Here is a 16,374-nt window from a genome sequence, read left to right as displayed (position 1 = left end):
TTCCGCGTTCGTTCCCCGGTCCCGGCGCCATCGTGCGCGCCGGGACCGGCATCAATGTTCCGTGACCCGCATGTCCTTGGTCAGCAGGTCGAGCTTGCCCTTCATGTCGGCCTGGGGCTGATTGCCCGCGGTGCCGTAGAAGGCGGTGTACAGCACGGCCGACGGCTGCCCGCCGGCGGCCGTTGCCGGAGCGACCACGGTGTTGATCTTCATCAGGTCGTTCTCGTAGCGCGCCACGCCATTGTAGGGATACTCGCGCTCCGACAGCTTGCGCCAGCGGCTGCTCATGTCGTCGTCCAGCCCGGGCGGCGGCGCGACGTAACGCTGCACGTTGATGTTGTTGTGGTCGTCGGAGGCGGTGTCCTTCCACACGTTCACGTCACCCACGTCCCATACCGGCTTGCCGTCGTCCAGGAAGAAGCGGAAGCCGAGCCACAGCAGGTTGTCCGGCCTGACCGCCTGCAGCGCGGACGGATAGGAGAACGCCACCCGCTGCGAGGCGTAGCTGAAGCGCTGGCCGTAATCGTAGTCGACGCGGATGTTCCTGAACGCGGCCGGTTGCAGCGCAGGATTGCCGAGGAACTCCTTCCACTGCGCCAGGGTGCCCTGGTAAGTGACGTGGATGAAGCCGCTGAGCTCGTCCATGTCCAGCATGGTGTCGTGCTCGTGGGGGGGCGCCGCGAAGCGCAGCAGCATCACGCTGCCGTCGGGCACCGGCAGCGAGTACGCCACCACCAGCGCGTTCGCGTAGGGCAGCGTCCACACGCCGACGTGCCACGGCCGCTGCCAGCGGTCGACGTGGGTCGCTTCGCGCACAGGCTTGCCCAGCGAGGTGATCTTGATCTTCTCGCCGGCGACCACGCGCTGGAACATGCCGGTCCGCGCCAGCAGGTCCATGCGCGACTTCGCGTCGCCGTAGAACATCGCCGCCGCCATGCCGTCGGGCCGGCGCAGGCGAGCCAAGCCGTTGCGCGAAACGTCGCCGACGGCCACGTAGCCGTTGCCGTCCAGTGCGAAATACTGCGACTGCTGGCCGACCCGCTGCCATTCGCCGTCGCTGCCGCGCACGATCAGCGTGGGAAAGCCGTTCAACTGCGTCTGCTGGTGCAGCAGGCGCGCCGAGCCCGCGCCGTTCGGGAACAGGTTGGCGGACTCCCTGGCCAGCAGCGCCTTCAGCTGGGCGTCGCTGTTGGCGTTCATGCGCGACTGGAACTCGCGGTAGAAATCGGCCAGGCCGAGCGGCAGCGCGAACTGCGCCTTGAGCCGGCCGTTCTGGATCGTGTCGAACAGGTCGAGCTGGTAGGCGACGCGCGAGTCCATCACCGCCTGCCCGGCCGGCGCATCCAGCACCTCGCGGATCGGCAGCGCGTAGTTGAGGTTCTCGTTGTCCGACTTCATCAGCACCACGCCGATCAGCTTGCCATCCTTGTCCAGCAGCGGACCGCCGCTGTTGCCGGGCGAGGCGGCGGCGGAGAAGCGCATCCACTTCCAGGCGCCGTCCTGCTGCTCCGGCGTGTCGGAGGTGTACAGGCCGTCGCGGATCACCACGCCGGTACCCAGCGCATTGCCCACCGCGTAGACCACCTGGTTGAGCGCCGGGCTGGCGTCGACCTCCAGCGCGGCGCCGCCCGCCGGCGGCTGCGCCAGCGTGAACACCACGAAATCCTTGCCCAGCGAGAACTGCTCGATCTTGCCGATCGGGTAGACGCGACCGGCGGCGTCGCGCAGCTCGGGCGGTCCCCACAGGCTGTCCGCGCCGGCCAGCAGCACGTGCGCGGCGGTGACGTAGCGGTCGTGGCCGATCGCGAACGCGGTGCCGATCGAGTAGTACTTGTCGGTGCGCTCCTGGTAGGGCAGCAGCTCCAGCGGCAGCGGTTTCTCGTAGCTCAGCGGATCGCTGGCCGGCTTGGCCTGCACCACCTCGAAAGTGGCCGCCTGGATCTTCGGCAGCAGCGCCGCATCGAGGCTGGCCGCCTGCACCGCCGACACTCCCGCCAGGCCCGGGCCGGCCAGCAACAGCAACAACAGGCCGAGCCGGCGGATCGCTCCTTCACACCGTGTACGCATGGTTTTCCCTTGCCCCGAAGCGGCCGCCCGCGGACTCCCCTCGGCATCCTCGCGGACGGCAGCTGGCATGCATCTTGGCATGCTCGCGCACGGCTTGCATGGCGGGCGCGAGCCGCGGCGCAGGCAGCGCGATGCCCCGCCGCGGCAAGCCCCCCAGGTTTACAGCTCGGCGCGGAATTCCACGCCGATGATGCGCGGATCGTTGACGAAGGCGGTGCGGTTGTTGAAGTCGATCGCGCCGGTGATCGCCTGCCTGTCGGTGATGTTGCGGCCGTACAGGGCAACCTCGCGGCGGCCGTAGTCCCAGTTGTAGCCGAGCCGCACGCCGCCTTCGAGCAACGGCTTGCCCTTGAACTCGGCCGAGTCGTACAGGAAGAAGTTCACTTCGCTGCGGTAGTTCCAGTCGGTGTAGACGAAGAACTCGCCGCCGTCGCCGTACGGGATGCCGTAGCGCGCGGTGAGCGTGCCGATCCACTTCGGCGCGTTCGGCAGGGTGTTGCCGTCGATCAGCGCATTGCCCGCGCCGTTGAGCGGGTCGAGTACGGTGCAGCCGGAGCCGCATACGGCCACCGCCAGGCCCGGGTCCTTCAGCTTGGTGAAGTTGTAGCTGCCGCCGGCGGTGAGCACGAAGTTCGGCGTGAGGTAGGCCTCCAGGTCGAACTCGGCGCCGTAGCCCTCGGTCTTCTTCGCGTTGATCAGGCGGGTGATGTTGATGTCGCCGCCCACCGCGGTGAGCTGCTGGTTGTGCATGGTGTAGCCGTACACGTCGGCGTTGAAGCGCACGTGGTTGTCCATGCCGGTGGTCTTCACGCCCAGCTCGTAGCTGGTGATCGTCTCCGGCTTGGCCTGCGAGATGAAGTCGGAGAACAGCACGCGGCCCTGCACGCTGGGCGCGCGGAAGCCGTTGGCCACGCGCGCGTACACGTTGACGTTCGGGTTCAGCGTCCAGGTGCCGGTGAGGTCACCGCTCCAGCGCGCGTCGTGCGGATTCGCGGTCAGCTGCAACGGGCCGCCGCCGATCGGCGACAGCACGCGGTCCACCTTGAAATCGCGCGAATCGTGCGACCAGCGCGCGCCGGCGCGCAGCTCGAAGTCGTCGGCGAGCTGGTAGTTGGCCGAGCCGAACAGCGCCCATGCCTTGGTGCGCTGGGTCTGCATGGCATAGCCGTCCAGCGCGTGGTTGTTGAAGGTGGCGTAGTCGAAGTTGCTGATCGCGATGTCTTCGTCGAACCAGTAGGCGCCGACCTGCCAGTTGAGCTTCTCCTGCCCGTTGCTGGCGAGGCGGAATTCCTGGGTGATCTGGCGGTCGTGCGGCAGCGCGTCGGCGGTCTCGACCGGGAACGGGATGAAGCCCGGGCCCATCGGCGGATGGAAACTGGCGCCGTAGCCGCCGTCGACGTCGCCGAGGCTGTAGGTGGTGGCGCGCTCCAGCCCGGTGATCGAGGTAAAGGTCACGTCGCCCAGGTTCCATGCCAGGTGCAGGTTGCTGCCCCAGCTGAACAGGTGCTGCTTGTTGCGGCCGTCGTGCGCGACCTTGTCGCGTTCGAAACCGGGCACGAAGCTGGGGCTGCCCAGCTCGATCGCGTTGGCGCGGTTGACCATCGCGCTGCCGTCCAGCCAGCGCGCGTGGCCGTTGATCAGCGCACTGAAGCCGCCGTTCTCGTACAGCGCCTGCAGCCGCACGGCGCGGTCGTCGTAGCCGCCCAGCACGTTCTTCTGGCCGGTGAAGGTGTTGTCGATCCAGTTGTCGCGGTGCTGCGCCAGCGCCGAGACGCGGCCGGACCAGTGCCCGCCCAGCGCGCCGCCCAGCGCGGCCTCGGCGTTCGCGGTACCCAGCGAGCCGTACGAGACGCGGGCGTAGCCGCTGGTCTCCTGGCTCGGGCGTACCGACTCGAACTTGATCACGCCGGCCGGCGAGTTGCGTCCGAACAGCGTGCCCTGCGGGCCGCGCAGCACCTCGACCTGGGCCAGGTCGAACAGCGGGAAGCCCTTCAGGATCGGGTTCTCCTGCACGATGTCGTCGTACACCATCGATACCGGCTGCGAGGCGTTGAGGTCGAAGTCGCTGTTGCCCAGGCCGCGGATGTAGAAGCGCGGGAACTCGCGGCCGTAGGACGTCTCGGCGTACACGCTGGGCGCGCGCGAGGCCAGCTGCAGCACGGTGTCGCCGGACTGGCCGAACGCCTCCAGCTTGTCCGGGGTCAGTACGGTCAGCGCCATCGGCACCTTCTGCATGTTCTCCACCCGCTTCGACGCGGTGACGTTCACCGTCTGCAGCTCGGTGGTCTTGGCCGGTTGCTGCGGCTTGGTCGGCGCCGCCTCCTGCGCCAGGGCGGCGCCCAGCGGAAGCGCGGCGGCGATGCTGGCGGCGAGTACGGCGAGGCGCAACGAAGTGGCGACGTGCATGGTCGGTCCTCAAATGGCGAAAGGGAAGACGCCGCGGCCGGCCCCACGTCGGCGCGTTCGTCGCCGTATTGTCATACAGCGGCCCTGCTTGTGAAAGCGAACCGCCGGCGGATCAGCGCTGCGCACCGGCGGGGAACACCGCCGGCAGCTGCAGCTCCGCGCCCTGTTCGATCTGCGCGGACGAGCGGCCGAGCAGCAGCCGGTAGCTGCCGGCGGCGACGCGCCAGCCGTGGCCGCGATCGTCGTAGCGCGCGAAACGCACCGCCGGCAGCACCACGCGGACCCGCCGTGTCTCGCCCGGCCGCAAGGCCACCTTCTGCCAGCCGACCAGCCGCGACACCGCATCGCCGGGCAACTGCACGTAGAGCTGCGGCACGTCGGCGCCGGCGCGCTGGCCGGTGTTGGTGACCGCGAACGACGCCGTCACCGCGCCGGCCGCATCGGTGGCGACGGTCAGCGGGCCGTAGCCGAAGGTGGTGTAGCCGAGGCCGTAGCCGAATGGGAACAGCGGCTCGCTGCCGCGGCGCTGGAACCAGCGGTAGCCGACGTCGGCGCCCTCGATGTCGTAGTCGATCGTGTCGGCGGGCTGGCCCTGCGGCGGCAGGCCGATCGCGGCGAGGCCGGCGCCGGCAATCGTCGGGCGCGGCAGCTGCGACTCGTCGCGCGGCCAGCTGAGCGGCAAGCGGCCGGATGGGTCGACCTCGCCGAACAGCAGCCGCGCGATCGCCTCGCCGCCGGCGTTGCCGGGGTACCACGCTTCCAGCACCGCCGCGGTCTGCGCCAGCCACGGCATTGCCACCGGGCCGTTGTTCTCCAGCACCACCACGGTGCGCGGGTTGGCCCTGGCGACGGCGGCGACCAGCGCATCCTGCTGGCCGTCCAGCGCCATGCTCGGCCGGTCGAACGACTCGGCCGCCCACTGCTGCACGAACACCACCGCCACTTCGGATGAGGCCGCCAGCTTCGCCGCCGCCGCGATGTCCTCGCCGCTGGCGTAGCTGGCCTTGCCACCGACGCGGCGCGCGATCGCCGCCAGCGGCGCGGACGGGTGGTACATCACCGGGCCCGGCCACACGGTCGGCGCCAGCCCCGGCACCGCATTGCCTCCCGGCGCGGTCACCGCGGACGAACCGCCGCCGGCCAGCACACCCTGGTCCGCGTGCGCGCCGATCACCGCCACCGAGGCCAGCGTACGCGCCAGCGGCAGCAGATTCCCCTGGTTGCGCAGCAACACCGCGCCGGCCTCGGCGGCGTGCTGCGCCACCTTGGCGTCGGCGGCGTAGTCGATCGGCGCCGGCTCGGCCGGATGGTCGATCGCGCCGACCGCGAACAGGCTGCGCAGGATGCGCTGGACCATGTCGTCCAGCCGCGCCTGCGGCACCTCGCCCGCGGCGATCGCCGCGCGCAGCGGCCGGTCGAAGAACACCTGCGGGTCGAACGTCTCGCCGGCCGATTCCTGGTCGAGTCCGGCCAGCGCCGACTTCGCCGCGCTGTGCACCGCGCCCCAATCGGACATCACGAAGCCCTTGTAGCCCCACTCGCGCTTGAGCACCTGGTCGAGCAGCCAGGCGTTCTCGCAGGCGTAGACGCCGTTGACGCGGTTGTACGCGCACATCACCGAGCCCGGCGCGCCGATGCCGAGCGCGATCTCGAACGCGCGCAGGTCCGATTCGCGCGCGGCCACCGGGTCGAGCTTCGCGCTCAGCGTGTTGCGGCCGGTTTCCAGGTCGTTGACGGCGTAGTGCTTGAGCGTGGACACCACGTGCTGCGACTGGATCCCGCGCACCGCGTGGCCGGCCATCACGCCGGCCAGCAGCGGGTCCTCGCCGGCGTACTCGAAGTTGCGGCCGTTGCGCGGATCGCGCAGCAGGTTGACGCCGCCGGCCAGCAGCACGTTGAAGCCCTTGCGGTGCGCCTCGCGGCCGATCATCGCGCCGCCGGCCTCGGCCACCGCCGGGTCCCAGCTGGCCGCCGTGGCCAGGCCGGAAGGCAGCGCGGTGGCGACGTCGCGGCTGTGCGCGTTGAGCGGGCGCGCCACGCCCAGTCCCGCGTCGGTCTCCTGCAGCGCCGGCAGGCCCAGCCGCGCGAGCGCCGGCGCGCAGGCCGCCGAACCCAGCGCGCAGGCCGGCGCCGCCCTGCCCTCGGAAGCACTGCCGTAGGCGGTGGTGATCAGCTGGAACTTCTCGTCCTGGCTCATCGCCTGCAGCACCAGCGCGGCGCGCGCATCGGGCGACAGCGCGGTGTTCATCCAGGGCCGCGCCGGCGCCTCGGCGGCGATCGCGCCAGTGGCGACGCATATGGTGGCGAGACAGGCGAGCAGACGGCATGAACGACCGGACATGACAACCTCGGCGGCGGGAAGACGGCGTGGCGACCAGCCACAGGGTGCTAACGTAATGTTTTCGTCGCAAGCCGCCACATCATGAACCGATGCGGCGCGCTTGTCCGGCATGCCGATGGCACCCATCTAGGGAAGACCATGTCGCCTCCGCTCGCCGATTTCCATCCCGCCGTCGCCGCCTGGTTCCGCGGTGCGTTCGCCGCGCCCACCGCGGCGCAGGCGGCGGCGTGGCCGTCGATCCGTGCCGGCCAACACACCCTGGTCGCCGCGCCGACCGGTTCGGGCAAGACGCTCACCGCCTTTCTCGCCGCGATCGACGCGCTGGTGCGCGAAGGCGTGGCGCACGCCGGCGTGCTGACCGACGCCACCACGGTGGTCTACGTGTCGCCGCTGAAGGCGCTGTCGAACGACATCCACGTCAACCTGGAAGCACCGCTGGAAGGCATCCGCGCCGAGCTGGGGAAACTCGGCCTGCCCGACGTGGCGATCCGCACCGCGGTGCGCACCGGCGACACCCCGCAGGTCGAGCGCAACCTGCTGCGCAAGCTGCCGCCGCACATCCTGGTGACCACGCCCGAATCGCTGTACGTGCTGCTCGGCTCGGCTTCGGGCCGCGACATGCTGAAGGACGTGCGCACGGTGATCGTCGACGAGATCCATGCCATCGCCGGCAGCAAGCGCGGCGCGCACCTGGCGCTGTCGCTGGAGCGGCTGGAGTCGCTGTGCCGGCGGCGGTTGCTGCGGATCGGGCTGTCGGCGACGCAGAAGCCGATCGAGAAAGTCGCCGACTTTCTCGTGGGAGCCGGTGAATACGCCACGCTCGCCGCTCTTGCCCCTCCCCCTGCTGGCAGGGGGAGGCTGGGAGGGGGCCCAGTCACCATCATCGACGTGGGCCATACCCGCCCCCGCGACCTCGCCATCGAAGTACCGCCGGTGCCGCTGGAAGCGGTGATGTCGAATGACAGCTGGGAGCTGGTCTACGACCGCCTCGCCCAGCTGGTGCACGCGCACCGCACCACCCTGGTCTTCGTCAACACGCGGCGCATGGCCGAGCGCGCGGCGCGGCACCTGTCCGAACGGCTGGGCAAGGAACACGTCGCCGCGCACCACGGCAGCCTGGCCAGGGAGCTGCGGCTGGATGCCGAGCAGCGGCTCAAGCGCGGCGAGCTCAAGGTGCTGGTGGCCACCGCATCGCTGGAACTGGGCATCGACATCGGCGAGGTCGACCTGGTCTGCCAGCTCGGTTCGCCGCGTTCGATCGCCGCGTTCCTGCAGCGCGCCGGCCGCTCCGGCCACAGCATCGACGGCACGCCGAAGGCGCGGCTGTTCCCGGCGACGCGCGACGACCTGATCGAATGCACCGCCCTGCTCGACTGCGTGCGCCGCGGCGAGCTGGACGCGCTGGTCATGCCGCCGCAACCGCTCGACGTGCTGGCGCAGCAGATCGTCGCCGAGGTCGCCTGCGCCGAATGGGACGAGGACGCGCTGTACGCACTGGTGCGCCGCGCCCATCCGTATCGCGATCTCGCGCGTGCGGATTTCGACGCGGTGGTGCGCATGCTGGCTGAAGGTTTCACCACCCGCCAGGGACCGCGCGCGGCCTACATCCATCGCGATGCGGTGAACCGGCAGTTGCGCCCGCGGCGCAGCGCGCGGCTCACCGCGCTGACCTCCGGCGGCACCATCCCCGACACCGCCGACTACAAGGTGGTGCTGGAACCGCAGGCGATCATCGTCGGCACGGTGAACGAGGATTTCGCGGTCGAGAGCATGGCTGGCGACATCTTCCAGCTCGGCAACGCCAGCTACCGCATCCAGCGCGTCGAGCGCGACCGCTTGCGGGTGGAAGACGCGCACGGCGCGCCGCCGAGCATTCCGTTCTGGCTGGGCGAAGCACCGGGGCGCAGCGACGAGCTGTCGTTCGGCGTGTCGCGTCTGCGCGAGGAGATTTCCGCACAACTCGATGTCGGCGGTCTTTCCGCCGCCGTCGCGTGGCTGCGTAATCAACTCGGCCTCGACGAGGCCGCCGCGCAGCAGCTGGCCGACTATCTTTCCCGCGCGAAAGCCGCGCTCGGCGTGCTGCCCAGCCAGCACACGCTGGTGCTGGAACGTTTCTTCGACGAGTCCGGCGGCACCCAGCTGGTGATCCACACGCCGTGGGGCAGCCGCATCAACCGCGCGTGGGGGCTGGCGCTGCGCAAGCGTTTCTGCCGCCAGTTCAACTTCGAGCTGCAGGCGGCGGCGACCGAGGACGCGATCGTACTGTCACTTTCCACCAGCCACAGTTTTCCGCTGGAGGAGGTGGCGCACTACCTGCACTCGGCCACCGCCGAGCACGTGCTGGTGCAGGCCCTGCTCGACGCCCCGCTGTTCCCCGCGCGCTGGCGCTGGAACGCGGTGACCGCGCTGGCGCTGCCGCGCTTCACCGGCGGCAAGAAGACCCCGCCGCCGCTGCAACGCATGAAGAGCGAGGACCTGCTCGCCGCGGTCTTCCCCGACCAGGTCGCCTGCCTGGAAAACATCGTGGGCGAGCGCGAGGTGCCGGATCACCCATTGGTCAACCAGACCCTGCACGACTGCCTGCGCGAGGCGATGGACGTGGACGGCCTGCTGGCCATCCTGCGGAAGCTGGAGGCCGGCGAGATCGCCATCGTCGCGCGCGACCTCACCGCGCCCAGCCCGCTTGCCAGCGAGGTGCTGAATGCCGCGCCCTATGCCTTCCTCGATGATGCGCCGCTGGAGGAACGCCGCACCCAGGCCGTGCAGACGCGCCGATGGAACGGCGCCGACAGCGCCGACGACCTCGGCCGGCTCGACCCCGAGGCGATCGCCGCCGTGCGCGAGGAAGCCTGGCCGCGCGTGCGCGATGCCGACGAGATGCACGAGGCGCTGACCTTGCTGGCTTTCGTCACGACGACGGAAGCGGCCGCCAACACCGGCTGGCCCGAGCGCCTGCAGGCGCTGGCCCGCGCCCACCGCGCCACCCGGCTCGATGCGGGCGCCGGGCTGTGGACCACCGCCGAACTGCTGCCGCTGCTGCGGGCGCTGCATCCCGCCACTGCCATGCAGCCGCCGATCGCCACGCCCGCCGAATACGCCGCGCAAACGTGGACGCGCGAGGGCGCGCTGCTGGAACTGGTACGCCATCGTCTCGGCGGACTCGGCCCGGTCACCGCCGCTTCGCTGGCGCAGTCGCTGGCCGTCGATGCCGGCGAGGTCGAACCGGCGCTGCTGCGGCTGCAATCCGAAGGCTACGTGATGCAGGGCCGCTTCACCGCCGATGCCAACGACACCGAATGGTGCGAACGCCACCTGCTGGCACGCATCCACCGCTACACCATCGGTCGGCTGCGCCGCGAGATCGAGCCGGTCAGCCGGCGTGCGCTGATGCGCTTCCTGTTCGACTGGCAGCACGTGTCGGCGGCCACCAAACTGAGCGGCCCGGATGCGCTGGCCGCCACGCTGGCGCAGCTGGAAGGCTACGAGGCCGCAGCCGGCGCGTGGGAGACCGAGCTGCTGCCGGCGCGCATCGAGGACTATTCGATCAACTGGCTGGACGACCTGTGCCGCGCCGGCCGCATCGTCTGGAGCCGCCTGCGTACCGGCAGCGGCGGTGGCGGCGGTCCGGTACGCAGCACACCGATCGTGCTGCTGCCGCGGCGCGAAGTGGCCGTCTGGACGTCCATTGCCTCCCGCGGTGACGTCCAGGACGTGTTGCTGTCGTCGCGCGCCCAGGCCGTCGCCGACGCGCTGCAGGCACACGGCGCCCTGTTCTTTGACGAACTGCTGGCGGACACCCACCTGCTGCGCACCGAACTGGAAGATGCCCTGGGGGAGCTGGTCGCTGCCGGACGGGCCAGCGCGGACAGCTTCGCCGGCCTGCGTGCCCTGCTGTTGCCGGCAGCGAAACGCGATGGCGGGCGCCGCCGGCGACTGCGGCGGCACCAGTTCGGCGGTATCGAGGACGCCGGGCGCTGGTCGCTGGCGCGTGGCGCGATAACGGACACGCCCGACCCCGAGGCGATCGAACACATCGCCCGCACCCTGCTGCGCCGCCACGGCGTGGTGTTCTGGAAATTGCTGGAACGCGAGGCGCCGTGGCTGCCGCCGTGGCGCGAACTGCTGCGCGTGTACCACCGGCTGGAAGCGCGCGGCGAAATCCGCGGCGGGCGCTTCGTCGAAGGCCTGGTCGGCGAACAGTTCGCCCTGCCCGAGGCCATCGCGCCGCTGCGCGCGGTGCGCTCCCGCGCAGACGACGGCGAGCTGGTCTGCCTCAGCGGCAGCGATCCGCTGAACCTGGTCGGCACCGTGCTGGCCGGCGACAAGGTGCCGGCGCTGGCCGGCACGCGCGTGCTGTACCGCGACGGCGCGCCGATCGCCGCACTGGCCGGCGGCAAGGTCATGCCGCTGATCGACCTCCCCGCTGCCGACCTGCAGCTGGCGAAACACGCCCTGCTACGTCGCTCGCCGGCACCTCCGCCAGAGGGGATAGCTACACGCTGAGACACGACGTCAGTGGCAGAGGCTGGCCACGGAGCCTGGGCCAGCGCTCGTGGCGGATTCGACTCCGAAGTGCAATGCCCTACTTCAGCCTGGCCATGACGCTCACCGCCACGCCCAAGAACGGGATCACGATGGCACTTATCAAGCACGCCTGCTTCAAGACACCAGACTTGCCCGGGCAAAACACGACAAGAAGCAAACTTGTTGCTACGAGCGGCATTGCGATGGCATCTGCCTTACGCATGGCGCCCCTTCAAATGGATCGAGCTTGTAGATGCATCATGTTGCTTGCTGCAGCCACCTTCTTGTTCACCCGCCACCCAGAAGCGTATCGACAGGACACTATTTACCTAATCATTGTCCACACGGACAAAACGGCATTGTAGGTTCCATGAAGAATCACGGCAGCCCACAACGGCATCCCCTTCGCCCTGACGAACGCGCACATTGCACCAAGCATGAATACGGCCATGGCGGACGTCCAATAGTGCATTACTTGCGGGACATGTACCGCCATGAACAACGCGACCGACGCCACCGCCCCGACAAAGGTGTTGAAATGTGACGACACTATCGAGAACACCACCCCCCGGAAAAGCAGCTCCTCGGCAAACGGCGCCACCGCAACACCTGCAATCATCCACGAGTAGAGGAGGGCCCTTCCATGCATCGTGTACGCATCGACTGCCGACCCTGCCGCACGGGAACCGGAAGGGAATGTCACACTCAGGGCGATGATCACCGCCGCCAGCGCAACACCCGCCAACACCGACACTGCCGACTGCCTGATCGAAATCGGGAACAGGCCAATGGAGACGCCGCCCTCGACACTCATCTGTGACCGACAATAGTGCCGAACAAGAAGCCATGCCGCTCCGGCAGCCAGGATCTCACCGAGTATGCCCGTATAAGCCGTCGCCAATGACACCTTGTCGCTTGAAAGGCCGCGGAACTGATCCAGCCACAAAATAGTCGACGCCGCGACAATCCACCTTGTTGCAAAGTAGCCCATGAAAATCCACAGGCCTCGCGAATACGGAATCTTTTCTTCACTCGTCATTTGCATACTGTATTCGAAGAGTCATGGATGCCGAGGCGGCAAACAACCGCCACCTCGACGGCCAACTTATCAGAGGTGGTTTGCCACCCACTCTATGGCCCTGGACGTCTTGTCCACAGCCCAGGCATAAGCCTCTCCCACCGCATGCCCCATGTCGTAATAGACATCGCCATCAGGGCAAAGGCCACCGGAAACAAGCTGGATTTCGGCATCTGCAATTTCACGCATCACATGATCTCCTAGATCAATTTCTCAAAAACGAACATGAGCACTTCCCTGATCTCTTCAGCAAATGCCCATATCGTGCAAAAGAGAAAAATCAGTACAAGACGGAGTCTTTTCCTGGATCTCCACCGCGAATCAACGGACTCCATGACGAGTCAGCGATTCGCACCGTCCAGCACACCATCGATGAAACTGCGGATGTGACCCGCCTCATACCACTCGAATGCAAGTATTCCGATGAGCACGGGAAGCACACCGCCCGCAACCTCGTCAATTTCACGCATTTCCAGTTCACGCATGTCTCAACTCCCTTGTTTGCATGGGCAGACAGCCTCTGCCAGGCACCAACCACGCCGGCACCCGCCGGTCGCAATCAATCTCGTTTCATTCCCAGCCGAATGACCTTCTCCGCGGCCGCCGCCGTTTCCGGTCGGTGCGCGATCACGAGCCGGGTGATGCGCAGCCGCTGCACCGCCGCGTTGACCAGTCGTTCGCACCCCACGTCCAGGTGGCTGGTCGCTTCGTCCAGTACCAGCAGGCGCGGCCGGCGGTACAGCGCCCGGGCCAGAATCACCCGCTGCTTCTGCCCGCCGGACAGACTGGAGCCCATGTCGCCGACCAGGCTCTGGTAGCCCATCGGCATCGTGGCGATGTCCTCGTGCACGGCGGCCAGCCGCGCGGCTGCCTCGATCCGCGCCGGCGTGGCGTCGGGGTCAAAGAAGGCGATGTTGTCGCCGATCGAGCCGGCGAACAGCTGGTCGTCCTGCATCACCGCGCCGACCCAGCCGCGGTACGCGTCCAGCCCCAGCTGGCGGATGTCGATGCCGCCGAAGCGTACCTCGCCCTCCGTAGGCTCCAGCAGGCCCAGCACGATCTTCGCCAGCGTGCTCTTGCCGCAGCCGCTGGGGCCGACGATGGCCACCGACTCGCCCGCCTCGATGCGCAGGCTGCAGTGCCGCAGGATCCACGGCTCGCCCTCGGCGTAGCGGAAGCTGACATTGCACAGCTCGATGGCGGCCTCGGGGGCCGGGCCACTCCACGCCGCATCGGCCAGTTTCTCCGGCGCGCTCAACGCGATGTCCGCCACGCGTTCGGCGTGCAGCTTCAACATGCTGAAGTCCACCCACTTGTCGATCAGGCCAGCCGCTCGACCGGTGAACTGGTCGGCGTAGGCGATGAAGGCGATCAGCATGCCGGCGGAGAATTCGTTCCTGAGCGCCAGCGTGGCGGCAATCCAGATCATCGCCACCCGGCCGATGCCGAACATCAGCTGGTTGCCCAGGGTGAAGGCGATGCCCAGGCGCTGGATGCCGATGTCGCGGTTGGCGGTGGACACAGTGGCATTGGCGTAGCGCGTCAGGCGCTCGCCCTGCTTGTTGGCGAGCTTGATCGGCATGGCGCCGCGGATGGATTCGAGCAGCTCGCTCTGCTGGCGCGCGGCGTACACGATCTGCTCCTCGCTGGCGCGGCGCAACGGGCGGAAGAACGCCCAGCGGATCAGCCCGTAGCCGGCGAACAGACCGAGCACCAGCGCGGTAAGCCCCACGCTGTAGAGCGCCATCACCACGAGCGTCACCAGTGACATCAGGCCATCCAGCAGCGAACCGACGAACTGCGTGGTCAGCGTGCGCTGGATGCTCTGGATCGAGCCAAAGCGCGACACCACGTCGCCCACGTGGCGCTTCTCGAACCAGTCCAGCGGCAGCCGCATCAGGTGTCCGAACAGGTTGCCGGCCCACTGCACGTTGAGCGTGGCGCCCAACCAGACGACCGCCCACGAGCGCGCCGCGGTGACCGCGGCCGAGAACACCGTGATGCCGATGAAGCCGAGGCCGAGCAGGTTGAGCAGGTCGCGGTCGGCCGATACCAGCACCTGGTCCATCACCCACTGCAGATAGAATGGCGCCGCCAGCGCGAACACCTCCAGCGCCAGGGCCAGCAGCAGGATCTGCACCAGCGCCGGCACCAATCCGCGCACGCGTCCGGTCAGCGCGCGAAGTGAAACCGCCTGGCGCTCGCGCACCGGCGCGAAGTCGGCCGAGGGATTCAGCTCCAGCGCCACGCCGGTGAAGTGCTCGGAAATCTCCTTCAAACCCAGCTTGCGGATGCCGCGCGCGGGGTCGTGGATCACGACGCCGCGTGGGCCAGCGTACCTGAGCACCACGAAATGGTTGAGGTCCCAATGCAGCACGCAGGGCGTCCTGAGCTGGGTCAGATCTTCCATGTCGAGCTTCAGCGGACGGCAGGCGAAACCCAGCTGCGCCGCCATCGCCATCAACCGGGCCAGCGAAGCGCCCTTGAGCGAAGTGGAGAAGCGCCGGCGCAATCCGGCCAGGTCGACGTCGTGGCCGTGGAAACCGGCCACCATCGCCAGGCAAGCCACACCGCACTCGGCGGCCTCGGTCTGCAGCGACATCGGCAGGCTGCGGCGCCAACCGAATTGCAGCGACATGCGATGCTCGCGCGGCGGCTTCGCCGGCCTCCCTTGGCCGGTACCGTCAGCCATGTCCACCGCTCCCCGCCAGGCGGTGCGCCATGCCATACAGCGGCTCGAACACCCACTCGACCAGCCGACGCCGCTCCATCAGGATGTCGGCGTCCAGCGCCATGCCCGGCCTGACCGGCTCGGGACGGCCGTAGGCCAACACCTGCTGGCTGTCCAGCGTCACCTTTACGCGATACACGGGTTCGTGCGGCTGTTGTCCGACCAGCGCCTCCACCTCGACCGGCGTCAGCGCGCTGCGCGAGATGTCGGCGACGCGGCCGTACTGCTGACCGAACTTCTGGTAGGCGAAGGCCCGGTAGCGCACACCACCTGGCTGCCCGGTTCGATGAAGCCGATCGCGCGGCTGGGCACCAGCAGCTGCGCCTGCTGCGTGGAACCGGCCGGCAGGATGGACAGCAGCGCTTGCCCCGCGCCAACCATCTGCCCTTCCTTCAGCAATACGGCGGACACCACGCCGTCGCGCGGCGCGCGCAGCACCACGGCGCGCTGCATCTCGTTCTGCGCCATCGACTGGGCGATGCTGGCGAGCTGGCGCTCGGTGTCGTTGCGCCGTGCGGCCTCGTCCAGCGGCAGCTGGGCCAGCTGCTGCTGGACGGCATCGAGCTGCTGCCGGGTGTCGAGCCGCTGGCGCACCAGCGCCCGATACTGCGTCTGCGCCTCCAGCAGTGCTGCCTTCTGCTGCTGCATCTGCACTGCCGAGACGTAACCTTTGGCGACCAGCAGCTCGATACGCTCGAGCATCTGCCGGTTGCCGTCGACCTGCTGGCGCTGGAGGTCCAATTGCCCGGCGACCTGTGCAAGCTGTGCACGCAGCAGGACCGCCTTGGCCTGCAACGCCTCATCCTGTTGGTGCGCCGACTGCGCTTGGTTGGCCAGGTCATCCTGCAACCGCGCGCGCTGCGTCGCCAGCTGCTCCCCGACCAGGGCGTGGGTGTCGCCCAGCGAGGCGCTGTCCTGCTCGCTGGAAAGTTCCAGCAGCACGTCGCCGGCTCTCACCGCTTGGCCGTCATGCACGCGCAGGCGGGTGACGGTGCCGGCGCCGGGTGCTGCCACGTTGAGGAGGCCCGCGCTCGGCACCAACTGCCCGGTGACGGTTTCACTTCGCGTGTAATGGCCAAGGCACAGGAACGCGACGATGCTGCCGGCCGCGGCCAACGCCAGCGTAGTCAGCCACCAACGCGACAATGGCGCGGCGACGATGATCGATCCCAGCCAGTCGCCGCGTTGAGCGTCGATGACTTCCTGGCGAAACAGTCCCCGTGACAA

10 protein-coding genes are annotated in these 16,374 nt (G+C 68.7%); 1 reads left to right on the top strand and 9 read right to left on the bottom strand.

Annotated features, from left to right (window positions below; translation table 11 throughout):
- Positions 1 to 51 precede the first annotated feature (51 nt).
- From R5H19_RS07730 to R5H19_RS07720, 3 genes are all read right to left on the bottom strand, one after another.
- Positions 52 to 2,067, bottom strand: a complete 2,016-nt coding sequence (locus tag R5H19_RS07730; RefSeq protein ID WP_318158413.1) for a serine protease — start codon at positions 2,065 to 2,067, stop codon at positions 52 to 54.
- A 159-nt stretch (positions 2,068 to 2,226) separates the two neighbouring features.
- Complete coding sequence (locus R5H19_RS07725; RefSeq protein WP_318158412.1) at positions 2,227 to 4,473, bottom strand: TonB-dependent receptor; 2,247 nt, start codon at positions 4,471 to 4,473, stop codon at positions 2,227 to 2,229.
- Between the two features lie 112 nt (positions 4,474 to 4,585).
- Complete coding sequence (locus R5H19_RS07720; RefSeq protein ID WP_318158411.1) at positions 4,586 to 6,814, bottom strand: glycoside hydrolase family 3 C-terminal domain-containing protein; 2,229 nt, start codon at positions 6,812 to 6,814, stop codon at positions 4,586 to 4,588.
- 138 nt (positions 6,815 to 6,952) lie between these two features.
- On the opposite strand from R5H19_RS07720, the gene R5H19_RS07715 reads away from it, so the two are divergent.
- Entirely contained in the window at positions 6,953 to 11,317 is a 4,365-nt protein-coding gene (locus R5H19_RS07715; RefSeq protein WP_318158410.1) for a DEAD/DEAH box helicase, read from the top strand.
- Between the two features lie 346 nt (positions 11,318 to 11,663).
- On the opposite strand, the gene R5H19_RS07710 is transcribed toward R5H19_RS07715, so the two are convergent.
- The 6 genes from R5H19_RS07710 to R5H19_RS07685 all read right to left on the bottom strand — a co-directional run bounded on the left by R5H19_RS07710 (position 11,664) and on the right by R5H19_RS07685 (position 16,374).
- Positions 11,664 to 12,377 carry a CPBP family intramembrane glutamic endopeptidase gene (locus R5H19_RS07710; protein WP_318158409.1) on the bottom strand — a complete coding sequence of 238 codons (714 nt, stop codon included), beginning with the start codon at positions 12,375 to 12,377 and terminating at the stop codon, positions 11,664 to 11,666.
- 69 nt (positions 12,378 to 12,446) lie between these two features.
- Entirely contained in the window at positions 12,447 to 12,605 is a 159-nt protein-coding gene (locus R5H19_RS07705) for a hypothetical protein (RefSeq protein WP_318158408.1), read from the bottom strand.
- Positions 12,606 to 12,757: 152 nt separating this feature from the next.
- The gene (locus R5H19_RS07700; protein ID WP_318158407.1) at positions 12,758 to 12,901 is read right to left on the bottom strand and encodes a hypothetical protein; all 144 of its coding nucleotides are present in this window, start codon (positions 12,899 to 12,901) and stop codon (positions 12,758 to 12,760) included.
- A gap of 74 nt (positions 12,902 to 12,975) precedes the next feature.
- Entirely contained in the window at positions 12,976 to 15,054 is a 2,079-nt protein-coding gene (locus R5H19_RS07695) for a peptidase domain-containing ABC transporter (RefSeq protein WP_318158406.1), read from the bottom strand.
- 46 nt (positions 15,055 to 15,100) lie between these two features.
- Complete coding sequence (locus R5H19_RS07690; protein ID WP_318158405.1) at positions 15,101 to 15,412, bottom strand: hypothetical protein; 312 nt, start codon at positions 15,410 to 15,412, stop codon at positions 15,101 to 15,103.
- Positions 15,334 to 16,374, bottom strand: coding sequence for an HlyD family efflux transporter periplasmic adaptor subunit (locus R5H19_RS07685; RefSeq protein WP_318158404.1), 1,041 nt, complete (start codon positions 16,372 to 16,374; stop codon positions 15,334 to 15,336). The genes R5H19_RS07690 and R5H19_RS07685 overlap by 79 nt, the downstream gene beginning before the upstream one ends.

Origin of the sequence: Rhodanobacter sp. KK11 (genome assembly GCF_033345435.1) — a bacterium.
GTDB lineage: Bacteria > Pseudomonadota > Gammaproteobacteria > Xanthomonadales > Rhodanobacteraceae > Rhodanobacter.
Note: the sequence above shows the minus strand (reverse complement) of the source record. Positions and strands in the feature narration are given on the sequence as shown.